General features: G+C 66.8%; 10 protein-coding genes and 3 pseudogenes. 10 read left to right on the top strand and 3 right to left on the bottom strand.

The genetic code is table 11. From position 1 onward, the window contains the following. Positions 1-541 precede the first annotated feature (541 nt). The 9 genes and pseudogenes from tal to ACFVTC_RS19160 all read left to right on the top strand — a co-directional run. The gene (tal, locus tag ACFVTC_RS19200) at positions 542-2,197 is read left to right on the top strand and encodes a transaldolase (RefSeq protein ID WP_390128397.1); all 1,656 of its coding nucleotides are present in this window, start codon (positions 542-544) and stop codon (positions 2,195-2,197) included. A 179-nt stretch (positions 2,198-2,376) separates the two neighbouring features. Next, positions 2,377-4,593 (top strand): transketolase, encoded by a 2,217-nt coding sequence (gene tkt / locus ACFVTC_RS19195; RefSeq protein WP_390128395.1) that lies wholly within the window; start codon positions 2,377-2,379, stop codon positions 4,591-4,593. Between the two features lie 301 nt (positions 4,594-4,894). After that, positions 4,895-5,944 (top strand): LacI family DNA-binding transcriptional regulator, encoded by a 1,050-nt coding sequence (locus ACFVTC_RS19190; protein WP_390128393.1) that lies wholly within the window; start codon positions 4,895-4,897, stop codon positions 5,942-5,944. Positions 5,945-6,066: 122 nt separating this feature from the next. Then, positions 6,067-7,359, top strand: a complete 1,293-nt coding sequence (locus ACFVTC_RS19185; protein ID WP_390128391.1) for an ABC transporter substrate-binding protein — start codon at positions 6,067-6,069, stop codon at positions 7,357-7,359. 117 nt (positions 7,360-7,476) lie between these two features. Beyond that, positions 7,477-8,499 carry a carbohydrate ABC transporter permease gene (locus ACFVTC_RS19180; protein ID WP_390128389.1) on the top strand — a complete coding sequence of 341 codons (1,023 nt, stop codon included), beginning with the start codon at positions 7,477-7,479 and terminating at the stop codon, positions 8,497-8,499. A gap of 1 nt (position 8,500) precedes the next feature. Further along, the gene (locus tag ACFVTC_RS19175; protein WP_390128386.1) at positions 8,501-9,397 is read left to right on the top strand and encodes a carbohydrate ABC transporter permease; all 897 of its coding nucleotides are present in this window, start codon (positions 8,501-8,503) and stop codon (positions 9,395-9,397) included. A gap of 101 nt (positions 9,398-9,498) precedes the next feature. Then, positions 9,499-11,307: a glycoside hydrolase family 76 protein gene (locus ACFVTC_RS19170; protein WP_390128384.1), complete on the top strand. Its 1,809-nt coding sequence runs from the start codon at positions 9,499-9,501 to the stop codon at positions 11,305-11,307. Between the two features lie 307 nt (positions 11,308-11,614). Beyond that, entirely contained in the window at positions 11,615-13,315 is a 1,701-nt protein-coding gene (locus ACFVTC_RS19165; RefSeq protein ID WP_390128382.1) for an alpha-glucosidase, read from the top strand. 94 nt (positions 13,316-13,409) lie between these two features. Continuing rightward, positions 13,410-13,792, top strand: a pseudogene (locus ACFVTC_RS19160) (ABC transporter); the annotation flags it as partial. Positions 13,793-13,886: 94 nt separating this feature from the next. Here the strand turns inward: ACFVTC_RS19160 and ACFVTC_RS19155 are convergent. The 3 genes and pseudogenes from ACFVTC_RS19155 to ACFVTC_RS19145 all read right to left on the bottom strand — a co-directional run. Then, a pseudogene (locus ACFVTC_RS19155) lies at positions 13,887-13,982 on the bottom strand (AAA family ATPase); the annotation flags it as partial. 29 nt (positions 13,983-14,011) lie between these two features. Further along, positions 14,012-14,218: pseudogene (locus ACFVTC_RS19150) on the bottom strand (transposase); the annotation flags it as partial. Between the two features lie 81 nt (positions 14,219-14,299). Then, positions 14,300-15,589 (bottom strand): MFS transporter, encoded by a 1,290-nt coding sequence (locus ACFVTC_RS19145; RefSeq protein WP_390128380.1) that lies wholly within the window; start codon positions 15,587-15,589, stop codon positions 14,300-14,302. Between the two features lie 102 nt (positions 15,590-15,691). Between ACFVTC_RS19145 and ACFVTC_RS19140 the strand changes: the two genes are divergently transcribed. After that, positions 15,692-16,603, top strand: coding sequence for a LysR family transcriptional regulator (locus ACFVTC_RS19140; RefSeq protein WP_390128377.1), 912 nt, complete (start codon positions 15,692-15,694; stop codon positions 16,601-16,603). Positions 16,604-16,657: the final 54 nt, after the last annotated feature.

The raw sequence follows: 16,657 nt of genomic DNA, 5'->3' as shown, positions 1-16,657 counted from the left end.
ACCTGACGAACAGGACGACAAGAGCCGTGTAACGGGAGACTGTTACGCACGGTTCTGTGAGAGCCGGGAGGTGAGATTCCTCCCGGCTACTCGGCAGTCCGCCGCGGGACCGGCCGATTGCCCCGCCCGACCAGGACTGCCCATGAGACGAGCCATCATGCCGTAGGTCTCGTTCCCTGCTCCCAGCCCTGCCTGTTGACGATCTTGAGCGGCGAGCGCGGAGATATGGGGGAACCAGCCCCGTACGGCGAACCTTCTTCTCGGGCTCGGGCAGCTGCATCTTGTGGTGCAGCGAGCGGGGCGAGTGGTTCTGTGCGCTGACGGCGGTGTGAGCTGGGTGCGGAGGCGGGGAACTACGGGCGGCCCTGCACTCGTCGACGACCTGACCACTGTCCGACTGGCCCGCGAGTGAGTTGGGCGAAAGCGGAGATACGGAAGGTAGCGGATGCCACTGCCATGAGTTCGTTCGCCGGACGGGCAGCGTCTTCAGTACGTACAGCCGTGCGTCTGGGCGGCGCCGCTCCACCTTGGAGGTTTTCCCGTGTCTGTTTCCACTTCGTCCGATCCGCTTGCTGAGCTGTCCGCCGCGGGGGTGTCGGTGTGGCTGGACGACCTTTCCCGCGAGCTGCTGGCCGGCGGGGAGCTGAAGGAGCTGATCGCCGACAAGCACGTGGTCGGGGTCACCACCAATCCCACGATCTTTGCCTCGGCGCTTTCCAAGGGTGACCGGTACAACGACCAGCTGGCGCGCCTCGGTGCTCAGGGGGCGCAGGTCGACGACGCGGTCTTCGTGTTGACCACCGATGACGTGCGCGAGGGCTGCCGGGCATTCCGGGAGGCGTACCGGAGCAGCGGCGGGGTGGACGGGCGTGTCTCGATCGAGGTCGACCCGCGGCTTGCCCGTGATGCCCGGGCCACGACCAGGCAGGCGGTCACGCTGTGGGAGACGGTGGCCGAGCCGAACCTGTTCGTGAAGGTTCCGGCGACCCGGGAGGGACTGACGGCGATCACCGGCGCCATCGCCCGGGGCATCAGCGTCAACGTCACGCTGATCTTCTCCCTGGACCGGTACCGGGAGGTGATGGACGCCTACCAGGCCGGTCTGGAGCAGGCCCTCGAGGCGGGGCTCGACCTGTCGGGCATCCACTCGGTCGCCTCGTTCTTCGTCTCGCGCGTCGATACCGAGGTCGACCGCCGCCTCGACGCCCTGGACAGCCCGCACGCCCAGGCACTCAAGGGCAAGGCCGCGGTCGCCAACGCCCGGCTGGCGTACCAGGCGTACGAGCGGGTGGTGGCCGAGCCGCGCTGGCAGCGCCTAGCTGCTGCCGGGGCCCACGTCCAGCGACCCCTGTGGGCGTCCACCGGCGTGAAGAATCCGGACTACCCGGACACGATGTACGTCAGCGACCTGGTCATCGCGGGCACGGTCAACACCATGCCCGCCACCACGCTGACCGCGTTCGCCGACCACGGCACCGTGCCCGCCCACACGCTGAGCGTCGAGGACTACGCCGCAGCGGCATCCCACCTGGCGTCGCTGGAAGATGCCGGTGTCGACTTCGCGGACGTGACCGACGCCCTGGAGCGCGAAGGGCTGAAGAAGTTCGAGGCCAGTTGGGCGGAGCTCGGGGCCTCGGTGGACAACGAGATGCGCTCCGGGACTGGATCGGCGGCCGGGTCCGCGCACGGGGGTGGCGACAGCGCCGGCCTGCTGGCGATCTACCTCAACGACCACTACACGGGTGCTACCGGTGGCCTGGAGCTCTTCCAGCGCGCCGCCGGAGCCAAGAAGGGCGAGGACGACGAGGTAGTCCTGACGGACTTGGCCCGTCAGGTGGAGAAGGACCGCGACGCGCTGGCCCAGATCATGGCCGACCTGGACGTGTCCGTCGACCGTAGCAAGGCCGCTCTGGGTTGGGTCGCGGAGAAGGTCGGCCGCCTGAAGACCAACGGCCACCTCTTCTCTCGCTCCCCGCTCAGCGACGTCCTGGAAGCAGAAGCGATGCTCCTGGGCGTCCGGGGGAAGGCAGTGTGCTGGCGCACCCTGCGCGCCCTGGCCGAGACCGACCGGCGCCTGGACGCCGCGAAACTGGACACCCTGGTGGAACGCGCCGAACGCCAGAGCACGGCCCTGGAGGAGCTGCGGGCCGCGGCGGCCACCCGCGCGCTCCACCCCTATGCCGCGCCCACCCGCTGATCCCTGTCGTGGACACGCTCCAGCGCCCGCGAGGGACCCTCACCTGCCCGTAGCAGGTGAGGGTCCAAGCGCGGCCCACGGGATGACGCACCTCACGCGGAGCGCAGCAGAGCGGACCGGACTCCCTGTACGGGCGCGCTGCTTGCTTCCGCTCACCGGCTTGATGAAGGAGTAACGGCATGGCGAGTGAACAGTCCGGCAGCACAGTACGACGCGACAAGTCCTTGGCACTCCCGGTGGCGGAGCAGGCGGGGTGGGACGAGGTCGATGTGCGGGCGGTGGACACCGTGCGGCTGCTGGCGGCCGACGCGGTGCAGAAGGTCGGCAACGGTCACCCGGGCACGGCGATGAGCCTGGCCCCGCTGGCCTACCTGCTGTTCCAAGACGTCATGCGATACGACCCGGCCGATGACCAATGGCTGGGACGGGACCGGTTCGTGCTGTCTTGTGGCCACTCCAGCCTCACCCTCTACATTCAGCTCTACCTGGCCGGCTTCGGCCTGGAGCTGTCGGACCTGGAGGCATACCGGACCTGGGGCTCGGCCACCCCCGGCCACCCCGAGCACCATCACACTCGCGGGGTGGAGATCACCACCGGGCCGCTGGGACAGGGTCTGGCCGGCGCGGTCGGCATGGCGATGGCCGCGCGCCGCGAACGCGGTCTGCTGGACCCCGACGCAGAGCCGGGCACCAGCCCCTTCGACCACCACGTCTACGTCGTCGCCTCCGACGGCGACCTGATGGAAGGCGTCACGGCCGAGGCCGCTTCACTGGCCGGCCACCAGGAACTCGGCGACCTGACCGTCTTCTACGACTCGAACCACATCTCCATCGAGGACGACACCGACGTCTCCTTCAGCGAGGACGTGCCCGCCCGCTTCGCCGCCTACGGCTGGCACGTGCAGACCGTCGACTGGACCGCCACCGGCGAGTACGTCGAGGACGTCGACGCCCTGCTCGCCGCGACCCGCGCTGCCCGCGCCGAGACCGGCCGCCCGTCGCTGATCATGCTGCGGACCGTGATCGGCTGGCCGGCCCCGACCAAGCAGAACACCGGCAAGGCACACGGCTCCGCGCTGGGCGAGGACGAGATCGCCGCCACCAAGACCCTGCTGGGCTTCGACCCCGAAGCGCACTTCACCGTCGAGGACGAGGTCTTGGCCCACACCCGGCAGGCGGCGGAGCGCGGCCGCGCGGCGCACGCCGAATGGGACGAGGCGTTCACGGCCTGGCGCAACGAGCAGCCCGAACGCGCCGCGCTGCTGGACCGGCTCCAGGCCCAGCGGCTGCCGGACGGCTGGACCGACGCCCTGCCCGTCTTCCCCGCCGATGCCAAGGGGATGGCGACGCGCGCCGCCTCCGGCAAAATCCTCAGCGCGCTGGCCCCCGTGATGCCGGAACTGTGGGGCGGCTCGGCCGACCTCGCAGGGAGCAACAACACCACCATGGACGATGAGCCCTCGTTCGTGCCGGCCGACCGGCAGACCGAGGACTGGAAGGGCGGCCCCTACGGGCGCACCCTGCACTTCGGGATCCGCGAGCACGCCATGGGCGCCATCCTCAACGGCATCGCACTGCAGAGCCTGACCCGCCCCTACGGCGGCACTTTTCTGACCTTTTCCGACTACATGCGGCCCGCCGTGCGCCTGGCCGCCCTGATGCAGCTGCCGGCCACCTACGTGTGGACCCACGACTCCATCGGCCTGGGCGAGGACGGCCCCACTCACCAGCCCGTCGAACACCTGGCCGCACTGCGCGCCATTCCCGGCCTCGACGTGGTCCGTCCCGCCGACGCCAACGAGACCACGGCGTGCTGGCAGACCATCCTGGAGCACACCGACCGTCCGGCCGGTCTGATCCTGTCCCGGCAGAACATGCCGGTCCTGGACCGCGACAACGGCGAGTACGCCCCTGCCCGGGGATCAGCCCGCGGCGGCTACGTCCTCGCGGACGCGGCCGACGGCGCGGCACCCAAGGTGGTTCTGGTCGCCACCGGCTCCGAGGTCCAAGTCGCCCTGGACGCCCGCGAGCTGCTGACCGCCGAAGGCCTGGCGGTGCGAGTGGTGTCGATGCCGTGCCGGGAATGGTTCGGCGCCCAGCCCCAGGACTACCAGGACGAGGTCCTGCCGCCGGCCGTGCGCGCCCGGGTCAGCGTCGAGGCCGCGGTCGGCCAGGGCTGGCGGGACGTGGTCGGAGACGCGGGACGCATCGTCAGCCTGGAGCACTACGGCGCCTCCGCCGACTACCAGCGCCTCTACACCGAGTTCGGCATCACTCCCGAGGCGGTTGCCGCCGCCGCCCGCGACAGCATCCACGACACGACCCAGGCCCCACGCCCCGGCGGGCATCACCAGACCGCGGGCACCGCCGAGGGCGGCACCCGCGACCGTCCCTAGCTCCTTGATCGCCTTGATCGGTGTCAGCCGCGGCAGCCTCTCAGAGGTGACCGTCCAGAGGCTGCCGTACGGTCGGCGGCTGCGCCCCTCCATCGCGACGCCGCGCGGCGAATCGAGACGCGGCGCCCGGCGGCACAAGCGGTACTCGCCCGGAGTGGGGCGGTCACCTAGCCAGACCTGAAGCCAACCGTCCGTGACTACACTTACGTACCATGTGCGCCGCGAAGCAGGGTCTGCGTGGTGCAGACGTCCTGTGAGTGGTCATGCTGGGTGGCTGCGGGGACCTGGGATGGAGGGGACCATGTCCCGCAGTTCTGGCGACAAGGTGCCGACCATGGTGGACGTGGCGCGGCGCGCCGGCGTCTCACCCAGCACGGTCTCCTATGCCATGACCGGCGCCCGGCCCATCTCGGAGGCCACGCGGAAGCGCATCCAGCAGGCGATGCTCGACCTGGGCTACAGGCCGAACGTCTTCGCGCGGGGGCTCAAGAGCAAGCGCAGTCATATCATCGCGGTCCTGTTCCCCAAGGACGAGCGGGGCATGAACCTCGGTTCAATGGAGTACATCTTCGGCGCGTCCGATCACGCCCAGAACCGTGGCTATCACCTGCTGCTTTGGACCTCCGCGGCGGAGGAGCTCGGCGACCTCGCCGGGCTGGCCCAGCAGGGCCTGGTGGACGGGGCACTGCTGATGGAAGTCCGCCTGGAGGACCCGCGTGTCGAGGTCCTCCGCGAGTCGGAGTTGACCTTCACCATGCTGGGGCAGACCGCCGACCCAGGCGACCTGGACTACGTCGACACCGACTTCGATCAGTGCGCACGGCTGGCCGTCGCGCACCTCGCCGACCAGGGTCACCGGCATCTCGGCTTTGTGCACCAGGATGCCGCGACGATCGCGTCCGGTCGCGGCAACGCGATCCGGTTGCGCGACGGCATGCTGCGGGCGGCGCGGGACGTCGGAGTCACGCTGACCGCGCTGACCTGTCAGAGCCATATCGCCGGTGGCCGGGAGGCATTCGCCGAACTGCTCACCGCCGATCCGCGGGCGACAGCCGTCATCGCGTTCAACGAGCAGGCCGCGCCCGGCATCATGGCCGCCGCGGTCGAGCACGGGTGGCGCATCCCCGAGGACTTCTCCGTGGTGTCCATCGACATGCCCGCGCAGGCGGCCCTGATGACGACGCCCACGATGACCACAGTGGGGCCGGTCGCCGCCGCTATGGGCAAACGGGCGACGGAGATGCTGATCCGCCGGATCGAAGGACAGCAACTCGGCGTCCCCTCACAGGCGTTGTTCGAGGGCGAACTGGTGGTCCGGGCAAGTTCTGGACCGGCTCCTTCCGCACACTGAGCCGTTATCCATCCGTAACGCGTCCGAAGAATCTATGCGTTGACACCCCCTCCGGGGCACTTTAGCGTGCTCGAAACCCCAGTCGAATCGTATCGATGACTGGTGATGAAGGGGAGCGTTTCATGGGTGCAAGACGCGTGACGGCCGCAGTCGGCCTGCTCAGCGCAACGCTGGTCATAGCCGCCTGCGGCAACGGCGGCACGGGCGGTGGCGGCGACAGTGCGACGCAGGGTGCGGACGCCCGGGGCCCGATCACGTTCGTCACGGGCAAGGACAACAGCGGTGTCCTTCCGTTCATCGCCGAGGAGTGGAACCGAACGCATCCCGACGAGAAGGTGACGATCAAGCAGCAGAGCGACCAGGCCGACCAGCAACTCTCAGACCTCGAACAGCACTTCCAGGCGAAGGACCCCGGCTACGACGTGGTCACCGTGGACGTCGTGTGGACGGCGGAGTTCGCGGCCAAGGGCTGGATCATCCCGCTCACCGGGCAGAACGCGTTGGACACCACCAAATTGCTGCCGGCCACGGTCAAGTCGGCGACCTACAACGGCAAGCTTTACGCGGCACCGTACGGCTCCGACGGAGGACTGCTCTACTACCGCACCGACCTGGCCAAGGCCGCACCCACCACGTGGGACCAACTGGTCTCCGACTGCAAGGACAAGACCGCCAAGGGAACGATCACCGGTACCAAGCCCGCCTGCTACGCGGGCCAGTTCGCCAAGTACGAGGGGCTGACGGTGAACGCCGCCGAGGCGATCAACGCCACGGGCGGCTCGATCGTCGGACCGGACGGACGCAGCGCGACGGTCGACTCCGCGCAGTCCGCCTCCGGCCTTGACTTCCTGGTCAAGGGCTTCAAGGACGGCTACATCCCCAAGGAAGCGCTGGGCTTTCAGGAGACCCAGAGCCTGAACGCCTTCGAGGCCGGCCAGTTGATGTTCATGCGCAACTGGCCGTACGCCGTCGCCGTCCTCAACGGCAAGGGCTCCAAGGTGGCCGGAAAGTTCGCCGTCGCCCCCCTGCCGGGGCCGTCCGGTCACGGCGCGTCCACCCTGGGCGGGCACAACCTCGGCATCAGCGCGTACTCCAAGCACAAGGCGACCGCCCTGGACTTCCTGAAGTTCATCGAGTCCGACGCGGTGCAGCGCAACAACCTGACCGTCGGCACGTTGGCGCCGGTCCTCACCGCGATGTACAGCGATCCGGCACTCATCGCGAAGTTCACCTACCTGCCCGACCTGCTCAAAAGCATCCAGACGGCAGTGCCTCGCCCCATCACCCCGTACTACCCGGGCGTCACCGAGGCGATCGAGACCAACGCCTACGCGGCCCTGCAGGGCCGCATGACCACCCATCAGGCGTTGACGAACATGCAGGCGGCGATCAAGTCCGCCACGGCCGGCGGCTGACCGGACGGCTACATGCACGAACTGCCAGACCGGCGCGCCCGATCCGGCGCGTCGGCCCCGGCCGATCCGCCCTCCCGATCAAGACCTCGGACGGCGTCTTCACCGCAAGGAGCAGCCATGACCCCAGTCGGTCAGGTAGAACACAGAGTCGTCAAGAAACCAGACGGCGGCAGCCGCCGGTCCAAGGCACGCCGAGGCGCAACCAACCGCGGCGAGGCACGACTGGCCTATGTGCTGATCACGCCCACCCTCCTCCTGTTGGCACTCGTCGTCGGCTATCCGGTCGTCAAGGCCGTCTACCAGTCGTTCCTGACCGACCCGGGTTTGGACCAGGCGACCGGCCTGTTCACCGCGGGAGACACCTGGTTCGGACTTCACAACTACACGCACTGGCTCCTGCAACGGTGCGCCACCCCCGAGGGGGGCTACACCGCATGCCCCAGCGGGACCCCGGGGTCGCAGTTCTGGAGCTCGGTCGGCGTCACGATCGGCTTCACCGTCGTCGCGTGCACGCTGGAGACCGTGATCGGCATGGTGTTCGCCCTGATGATGCACCGGGCGTTCCGCGGCCGCGCCATGGTGCGGGTCGCGATCCTCATCCCGTGGGCCATTCCGACCGCGGTCACCTCGAAGCTGTGGCAGGTCATGTTCGACCCGCAGGGCTGCGTCAACAAGATCCTCGGCACCCACTACGCCTGGACGTCCTCGCTATGGCCGGCCCGGTCCGCGATCGTCATCGCGGACACCTGGAAGACCACGCCCTTCATCGCACTGCTGATCCTGGCCGGCCTGCAGAACATCCCCGAGGAGACGTACGAGGCGGCGAAGATCGACGGGGCGAACGCATGGCGGCGTTTCACCAGCGTGACATTGCCGCTGGTGAAACCGGCCCTGGCCGTCGCGGTCATCTTCCGCGCCCTGGACACGCTGCGCATGTACGACCTGCCGAAGATCCTTACCGGTGGCGCCAACGGGACGACGACAAGCTCGATCCTCGTGGTCGACCAACTCACCAGGGGAGTCAACTCGGCGTCCGCGCTGTCCACGATCACCTTCGTGTTCATCTTCGTCATCGCGTTCGGACTGGTCCGCCTGTTCAACGCCAACATCCTCGGTGCGCAGGCGAAGGCGGTGAGGTGAGATGGTCACCACCACCGCACTGCCGGCCCGCACCACCGAGACCTCGGTCCGGCCGCGGCAGCGTCGGAAGATCCGCTGGAACACCGTCGGCACCGGCGCGACCACGGTGATCATCCTCCTGTGGTGTCTGGCGCCGTTCTACTGGATGCTCGTGCTCTCCTTCCGGGACAGCGCATACACCTTCTCCACCGACCTTTGGTTCAGCCACGTCACATTCGACAACTTCAGGTACGCGTTCAACGCGGACTACAACCCCTTCGCACAGTCACTGCTGAACAGCCTCCTCATCGGCACGGTGGTCACCGCCCTGTCCATGGTGATCGGCGTCTTCGCGGCGTACGCACTGGCCCGACTGTCCTTCCGCGGCAAGGGCATCGTGCTCGCGGCGATCCTCGGATCCTCGATGTTCCCCGGCGTCGCCATCCTGACCCCGCTCTTCCAGCTCTTCAGCGGCTGGCACTGGCTGGGCACCTACCAGGCACTGGCCCTGCCGCAGATCTCCTTCTCGCTGCCGCTGGCCGTCTACACGCTGACCAGCTTCTTCGCCGCCATGCCATGGAACCTCGAGGAAGCAGCCCGAATCGACGGCGCCACTCCAGGGCAGGCATTCCGGCTGGTCATCCTGCCGCTGGCCGCCCCGGCCCTGTTCACCACGTCCATCCTGGTCTTCCTCGCATCCTGGAACGAGTACCTGCTGTCCAGCGTGCTGTCCAACGGCGCCACAGCGGTAGCGCCCTCGACGGTCGCCATCGCGAACTTCACCGCGGGACCCCACATCGTCCCCTACACCCAGACGATGGCCGCCGGCCTCGTCGTGACGATCCCGCTGATCGTCGTCGTGCTGCTGCTGCAACGCCGCATCGTGAGCGGCCTCACCGCGGGCGGCGTCAAAGGCTGACCCTTCGCCTTGGCCGCCCGGTCGCCCCGCACGAACGCCGGGAACCACCCCGCGCCACTCGGACCACGCCGTTCACCGACACCCACAAGGAGCCGCAGTCCATGAGGAACCAAACCTACGCGCTGAGAGCGACAGGGTTCGTGATCGCGTTCGCCCTGCTCATCACCGGCCTGCTGGCCAACATCACGAGAGCGAGCGCGGCCTCCACCTTCAATCAGTCCGACCTCGTGAGGACGATGAACTCCTTCCTCAACAACTACTACATCAACGGAGGTGACTTCAAAACCACGTTGACCGACGGCGGAGCCATTCACTTCTGGGAGGCATCCTTCGACCGCGAGACCCTGACCGACGCCTCACGACTGACCGGACAGTGGAAGGACAAGATCAGCGAGACCTACTACCGGTACGAGAACACCCACTCGGCCAACCGCTTCGGGAACGCGAAGACATGGATCGGAAACGACACGGACTGGAACGACGACTACTCCTGGGCCACGCAGTTCGCCCTCGACGCGTTCGAGGCCACGGGTGACCAGCACATGCTCGACCAGGCGAAGTGGCACCTGGACTTCTTCTACAAGGACTACTACGACAGCGCCGACGGCGGCGGCTTCTGGCGGGAGCGCACGGCCAAGGACCAGAAGGACGTCCCCTCGAACGGCTTCGGGATCGCGGCGGCCGAACTGGCTCGCTACTACCCGAACGTCACGGTGCACAACAACCCGATGAACACCGACAAGACGTATCTGCAGATCGCCCAGGACACCTACAACTGGCTGAAGACCAGCTTCCTCCGGTCGGACGGCAGCCTCCAGAACTCCTTCTCCGGACGCGACTGGGACAACAACCTCTACACCTACAACGCCGGCGTCTTCCTGGAAATGGGCGCCAACCTCTACGACCTGACGAAGAACACCACCTACATCTCTGATGGCAGGAAGGTCGTCGACTTCGCCAAGGCCCACTTCACGACCGGGACCAAGCAGATCATCGTCAACGAGGACGCTGTCGGCGAGAACGGCCTCTACCGGCCCGACCCGGTGAACAGCTACGAGACCGTCTTCAAGGGCATCTTCCTCCGCGGGCTGTACAAATTCATCACGATGGGTAAGCAGAGCCAGTACATCGACTGGCTCGGCGACAACGCGCAGTCGTCCTACGATCACCGGAACAACGACCTCCCCTCGGCCGCTTTCGACCAGACCCTGACGAACGGGCGATCGACAGGGGTGGCCTCCGGCCTCGCGGCGATGACATACACCCTCGCCGCCCAGAAGCTCTCCGGCAAGATCGAGGCGGAGACCGGCCAGAAATACGGGACCGGAAGGAACGAATCGGCTTCGTCGGCATCGAACGGCCAACTGGTCGGAAGCATCGACAAAGCTGGGGCAGGCGTGGAGTTCCGCAATCTTTCAACGGCGAGTTCACTCACCTTCAGAACCGCCAGCGCCAACAATGGAGCCAAGCTCAGCCTCTACGTCAACGGCAGCTACATCCGCAAGGTCGACTTCCCGTACACGGGGAACTGGAACTCCACGTTCGCGGACACTACCGTGCCGGTCTCCGTCCCCGACGGAGCAACGATCAAGCTCCAGTACGACTCCGGTGACGTCGCGGCGAACATCGACTACCTGACCCTCTCGGGATCGTCGAGTGCGACGACGTTCTACGGAGACGCCAACTACGCCGGGAGCGCGGTCTCCCTGGCGAAGGGCAGCTACACGGTGGCTCAGATGGAGGCCGCGGGTATCGCGAACGACACCATGAGTTCACTCAAGGTGCCGGCCGGCTGGACGGTCGAGGTCTATCAGGACGGCAACTTCGACGGCACCAAGTGGACGTACACGGCGGACAATCCGAACGTGGGAGCAGCGAACGACCAAATGTCCTCCATTCGGATCTCCTGAGTTCGGGAACGGAGTGACCGGAATCGTGGACGCGCCGGCCGGATAGGCGTGCAGCCAACGAACCGAGGATGGACAGACAGGCGAGGCGGCGTACCGTCGGTTGGTTTGCCGACGGTACGCCGGCCGCCGGTCGACGGCGAACCCGGCCCGCAGTCGGGGCCGGTTGTCTGCCGACGGCCCACAGCAACACGGAATAGTCCGCATTGGACTCAAGACATTGACCGTCCGAGCCACCCGGGCATTCACCATTGAGATCAGCTCGCCATGCCCAGGAATGCGGGACGCCAATGCTATGGGAGGAAACACGATGGACCCCTGGTGGAAAAGTGCTGTCGTTTACCAGATCTATCCCCGGAGCTTCGCGGATTCCGACGGTGACGGCATAGGTGACCTTCGTGGAATCATCAACCACCTCGACTACCTGGCCGGACTCGGCGTTGATGTCATCTGGCTGTCGCCCATCTACCCCTCTCCGCAGGACGACAACGGCTACGACATCAGTGATTACCAGAACATCGATCCGCTCTTCGGCGACTTCGGTGACTTCGACGAGCTACTCGCCGGCATTCACCAGCGTGGCATGAAACTGATCATGGATCTGGTGGTCAACCACAGTTCCGACGAGCATCCGTGGTTCCTCGACAGCCGCAGCGACAGAGCCCACCCGAAGCGAGACTGGTACTGGTGGCGACCGGCCCGCGACGGCATGGAACCCGGAACGCCGGGTGCCGAACCCACCAACTGGGCGGCCGCGTTCGGCGGATCGGCGTGGGAGTACGACGAGAAGACCGGCGAGTACTACCTGCACCTGTTCTCCCGCAAGCAACCGGACCTGAACTGGGAGAACGCGGAGGTCCGCCACGCGATCCACGCGATGATGCGGTGGTGGCTGGACCGCGGCGTGGACGGTTTCAGGATGGACGTGATCAATCTGATCTCCAAGGACACAACACTGCCGGACGGCCGGGTGTCGAGCACTGCCGTCTTCCCGGACGACTCGGCGGGTTACGTCAACGGCCCGCGCGTCCACGAGTTTCTGCAGGAGATGCACGAGCGGGTCTTCGCCGACCGCGACGCGCTACTGACTGTCGGGGAGATGCCGGGCGTGACCATGGAGGAGGCCATTCGCTTCACCGACCCGCGACGACGGGAGGTCGACATGGTCTTCCAGTTCGACCATGTCTGGGCCGACCGGGGAGACGACCCGTGGCAGCTCATCCCGTTCCGGCTTACCAAGCTCAAGGCGATACTCGGACGCTGGCAGGGAGGTCTCGCAGAAGGTGGCTGGAACAGCCTCTACTGGAACAACCACGACCAACCCCGAGCAGTCTCACGTTACGGCGATGACAGCCCTGACTATCGGGTCGCCTCGGCCAAGATGCTCGGGACTGTTCTCCATCTGCACCGCGGCACACCGTATGTGTACCAGGGCGAAGAGCTCGGTATGACCAACTATCCATTCACGACCATTACCGAGTTTCGTGACATCGAGTCTCTCGGGCAATACGCTGAAGCGATCGAAAAGGAAGGCCGCAAGCCTGAAGAGGTGCTGACCGTACTTCGCGCCCGGAGCCGTGACAACGCGCGAACGCCAATGCAGTGGAACTCCTCGGCGCAGGCAGGCTTCACCACCGGGCAACCATGGCTTCCCGCAAACCCCAATCACGTCCGGATCAATGCCGCCGCCCAGCAGGAAGACCCGGATTCGGTCTACCACTACTACCGTCAACTGATCGAGCTCCGGCATACCGAACCGGCCGTGGTCAACGGAGACTTCACCATGCTCCTCCCGCACGACGAGCGGCTTTACGCTTTCACCCGCAGCCTCGGTACCACCGAACTCCTGATCATCGGCAACTTCACAGACCGGACGGTGCGATCAGAGATCGGCGACGCCGCCGCCTGGTCGTCGGCCGAACTGCTGTTGACCAACCTCCCCACGCCACCGGTCGACCTCACCATGGAGCCCTGGCAAGCGGCCATCTATCGCCGCACCGTTGCCCGCTGAACAACGACCCCACCCCTTCGACCTGATCGCTCGTTGATCCATCCCTGTTGGACCGGTTCCGGCCTCGGGGTGCGTCATCGCAACGGCTGATATCGCCGGACGTTCCATCGACGAAATCAACGCGATGCCGCTCACCGAGGTCGTGGCCCTGCTGCGGCCTGTCGCGGGGCTGTCAGCGGCCGATGCCACCACGTCGACCGCCCGGTCGGGGGAGACGACCGAGGTCGCGGTCCGGATCTGCGGCGATCCGGTCGCGCGGGTGGACGTCCTGCTCGGCTTGGGTCTCGGCTATCTCAGCCTCGGGCGCCGCTCGACGACCCTGTCGCCCAGCGAGGCGCAGCGGCTGCGGATCGCCACGCGGCTGTGCTCGGGGTTGTTCGGCGTCGTCTACGTCCGCTGCTGGACGTGCTGGACGTGGTGGACCGCCTCAAGGCGGCGGGCGACTCGCTGTTCGTCGTGGAGCACGACATGGACGTCTGTCCTTCTCCGACGACTGATCGCAGTACCCGGTAGGCGAACCCGTTGACTTTCGACGCCGCCTCACACGGGTTCGCTGGCACGTGTGCGCTTCGGAGAAGGACTCGTTGGAGGCGATGGCGACGCTGGCCTTCTCCTCGCGTTCGGTCAGGACCTGGAAGAGGAGCTCGGCGCCGCGGCGGTCGAGTTCCGTCATCGCTGCGGGCGAAGGAGTACGCGGCGTAGCTTCTCCAGCAGCAGCACGTGCGGTTGGGCCCAGACAGCGGCCTCGTTCCAGGCGGCCAGGCGCCGCCGGCATGTCATGCCCGACTCGAAGCCCAGCTCCTGAGGCAAGTACTCCCATTGGATGCCGGTGTGCGGGACGAAGAGGATCCCGCACAGTGCTTGCCGGTCCGGCACTCGAGGTCTGCCCTCGGCCAGCCTCGGCGCCGGGGCCCCGCTGGTGACAAATCCTGAGCTTTGGCTCGGTGACCGAGCCCCCACCACTCAGCTCGCGGAGGGAAGTACTCACTCACCAACTGAAGCTGCGATGGGGCTGCGGCGGTTCGCGCGGTTGAGTACGGCGACGGTGGCCAGAACCGCGAGGAGAGCTGCGGTGAACCAGAGCATCGCCCTGGTGGCGGTGGTGTATTGAGTGGCGATACCCAGCCCGACGGCCGACACGATCAATCCGAGGTAGGCGATCAAGAACAGCCCAGCCAGCGCGGCACCGCGTTCGGCAGGGCTCGCTGCCGAGGCGACGGAGCCGATCGCCGACTTGAACAGCACGCCGGCGCCCGCGCACGCCAGTGCGCCGCCGATCAGGAACAGGGCCAGGTTGGCCTTCTCCATCCCCGCCGCGAGCACGATCACGCCTGCGGCCTCACCGACAAGCCCGGCACTCAGTCGGGTCCGCAACTTCACCCGGGGTGTGGCGGACTGGGCCAGCGCCGCCGCACCGAACACGACGAACACGATCAGGCCCGCCAGGGCACGGCTCGGGTGATGCAAAGTTCCGGCGACGAAGGCCGGCGCGAGTGAGGTGAACAACCCGAAGACCGAAAAGGCGCCGAAGACACCTACGGCGGCGGCGATGAAACCGGCTCGATCGCCGTGGTCGGCGCTGATGCTCTGAGGGCGCCAGGCCGGCCGCTGCGTCGGTTTCCCGACGGTCTCCGGTGCGAAGGCCACGGCTGCGATGGCAAGGAGCAGGAGCACTGCGAAGACGATGTACGGAGTCCTAAGGGGCGCGGTCACATACTGAGCGAGGATCCCGGCGATCAGAGGGCCCACTCCGAGGCCAGCGATGTTGGCCGCCGTGGACACGATTTCAAAGCGGCCGCGTCCGGCGTCCGGGCGGCTTACGACATGCAGCTCCTGCAGGTACGCCGTTGCCGTCGCGGAAATCATGCCCACGCCGAGACCGGTGATCAACCGGGCCACTATCAGGCCAGGAAGCGTGGGCCAAACGAGAAAGATCACGGCGGCGATCGTCTCGAGTCCCAGGGCGGGAATCAGGATGCGCTTGCGGCCCGCCCAGTCGGAGACGGGCCCGACCAGGATCAGGCTCCCCACCACTCCGACAACGTACGTGGCGAAGATGACCGTGATCATGAAAGTCGAGAAGCCGTCCCGGTGCTGGTAGAGCGGGTACAGCGGGGTTGGCACGGTGGAGAAGGCCATGGCTGTCAGGAAGCAGGCGGCGATCAGCCAGAAGCCGGCGTTGTGCCGTCGGGAGTGACCCGGTTGGCGGTCACGCCGGTGGCTGCCAAAACCACCGGCTGGCACGCATGCAGGGCTGGAGACTTCGATCTTCATGGGTCCTCCGTAGTATCGGCTTGTCCAAGGTGAGCCCAATCCAGCGATCGCGTCCAACGATGATTCATGCCGACAAGCAGCATGTGGTGAGATAGTCGGTCCATGGAGCTGAAACACCTGGAGTACTTTCTCGCTGTCGCCGAGGAGAAGAACTTCACTCGAGCTGCTCGGCGGCTGCACGTCGTGCAATCCGGCGTCTCAGCGACGATCAAGGCTTTGGAGCGCGAACTCGGTGTGCCCCTGCTGAACCGCAACTCCCGGCACGTGGAGTTGACCGAGGCAGGGGCGGCGCTGCTACCGAAGATCCGCACTGCGCTCGATGCCGTCCAGGACGCCCGCGACGCCGTTGCGGAAGGAGAGGGCGAACTTCGCGGCACGCTGCGCATCGGCACGATGACATCCGTGACGATGATCGATCTGCCCGTGCTGCTGGGGCGGTACCACCGCTCGCACCCCGAAGTGACCCTGCGTCTGACAGCGGCACCGAGCGGATCGGGAGGGCTGGCCAGGTCGCTTGCCGAGGGTGCCCTCGACCTGGCGTTCGTGTCGCTTCCTGGGGGGCCGCCCGCCGGCGTGGTGCTCCAGGAGTTGGGGTCGGCGCCACTGGACCTGGTCGTCCCCGCCGGCCATCACCTTGCCCGTCGGTCCGAGGTCCCATTCGCCGCACTCGCGGGTGAGCCATTCGTCGACTTCCCTGTCGGCTACGGCAACCGCACCGTCACGGACTCTGCGTTCGCCGCGGCCGGTATCGATCGGCAGGTCGTCATCGAGATCACCGACATTGCCACGGGCCCCGCGTTCGTTCGGGAAGGGCTGGGGATTGCCCTCCTACCCAGGTTCGCCATTCCTCGCGTGAGCGATCTACGGCAACTGACCGTCACCGATGCCGACCTGAACTCTCCAGTGGCAGTCGCATTTTCGAAAGGCCGCCGTCCCAACGCGGCAGCCCGGGCACTGATAGCGATGACAGGCGTGGTGATTCCGCTCGACCATGTCTCCGAACGGATGGATTGAGCGGCGGCCGCGGACTTACCGGTCACGTGTCAGCGAATCGGTCGAGACAAAGGC

Origin of the sequence: Streptomyces sp. NPDC057950, assembly GCF_042887295.1 — a bacterium.
GTDB classification, from domain to species: domain Bacteria; phylum Actinomycetota; class Actinomycetes; order Streptomycetales; family Streptomycetaceae; genus Streptomyces; species Streptomyces kaempferi.
This window is presented reverse-complemented; position numbering and strand designations above follow the sequence as displayed.

What these genes read in the sequence shown, in the direction of transcription:
- tkt (WP_390128395.1), top strand. Translation starts at nt 2,377, where the DNA reads ATGGCGAGTGAACAGTCCGGCAGCACAGTACGACGCGACAAGTCCTTG.
- ACFVTC_RS19190 (WP_390128393.1), top strand. Translation starts at nt 4,895, where the DNA reads ATGTCCCGCAGTTCTGGCGACAAGGTGCCGACCATGGTGGACGTGGCG.
- ACFVTC_RS19185 (WP_390128391.1), top strand. Translation starts at nt 6,067, where the DNA reads ATGGGTGCAAGACGCGTGACGGCCGCAGTCGGCCTGCTCAGCGCAACG.
- ACFVTC_RS19180 (WP_390128389.1), top strand. Translation starts at nt 7,477, where the DNA reads ATGACCCCAGTCGGTCAGGTAGAACACAGAGTCGTCAAGAAACCAGAC.
- ACFVTC_RS19175 (WP_390128386.1), top strand. Translation starts at nt 8,501, where the DNA reads ATGGTCACCACCACCGCACTGCCGGCCCGCACCACCGAGACCTCGGTC.
- ACFVTC_RS19170 (WP_390128384.1), top strand. Translation starts at nt 9,499, where the DNA reads ATGAGGAACCAAACCTACGCGCTGAGAGCGACAGGGTTCGTGATCGCG.
- ACFVTC_RS19165 (WP_390128382.1), top strand. Translation starts at nt 11,615, where the DNA reads ATGGACCCCTGGTGGAAAAGTGCTGTCGTTTACCAGATCTATCCCCGG.
- ACFVTC_RS19145 (WP_390128380.1), bottom strand. Translation starts at nt 15,589, where the DNA reads ATGAAGATCGAAGTCTCCAGCCCTGCATGCGTGCCAGCCGGTGGTTTT.
- ACFVTC_RS19140 (WP_390128377.1), top strand. Translation starts at nt 15,692, where the DNA reads ATGGAGCTGAAACACCTGGAGTACTTTCTCGCTGTCGCCGAGGAGAAG.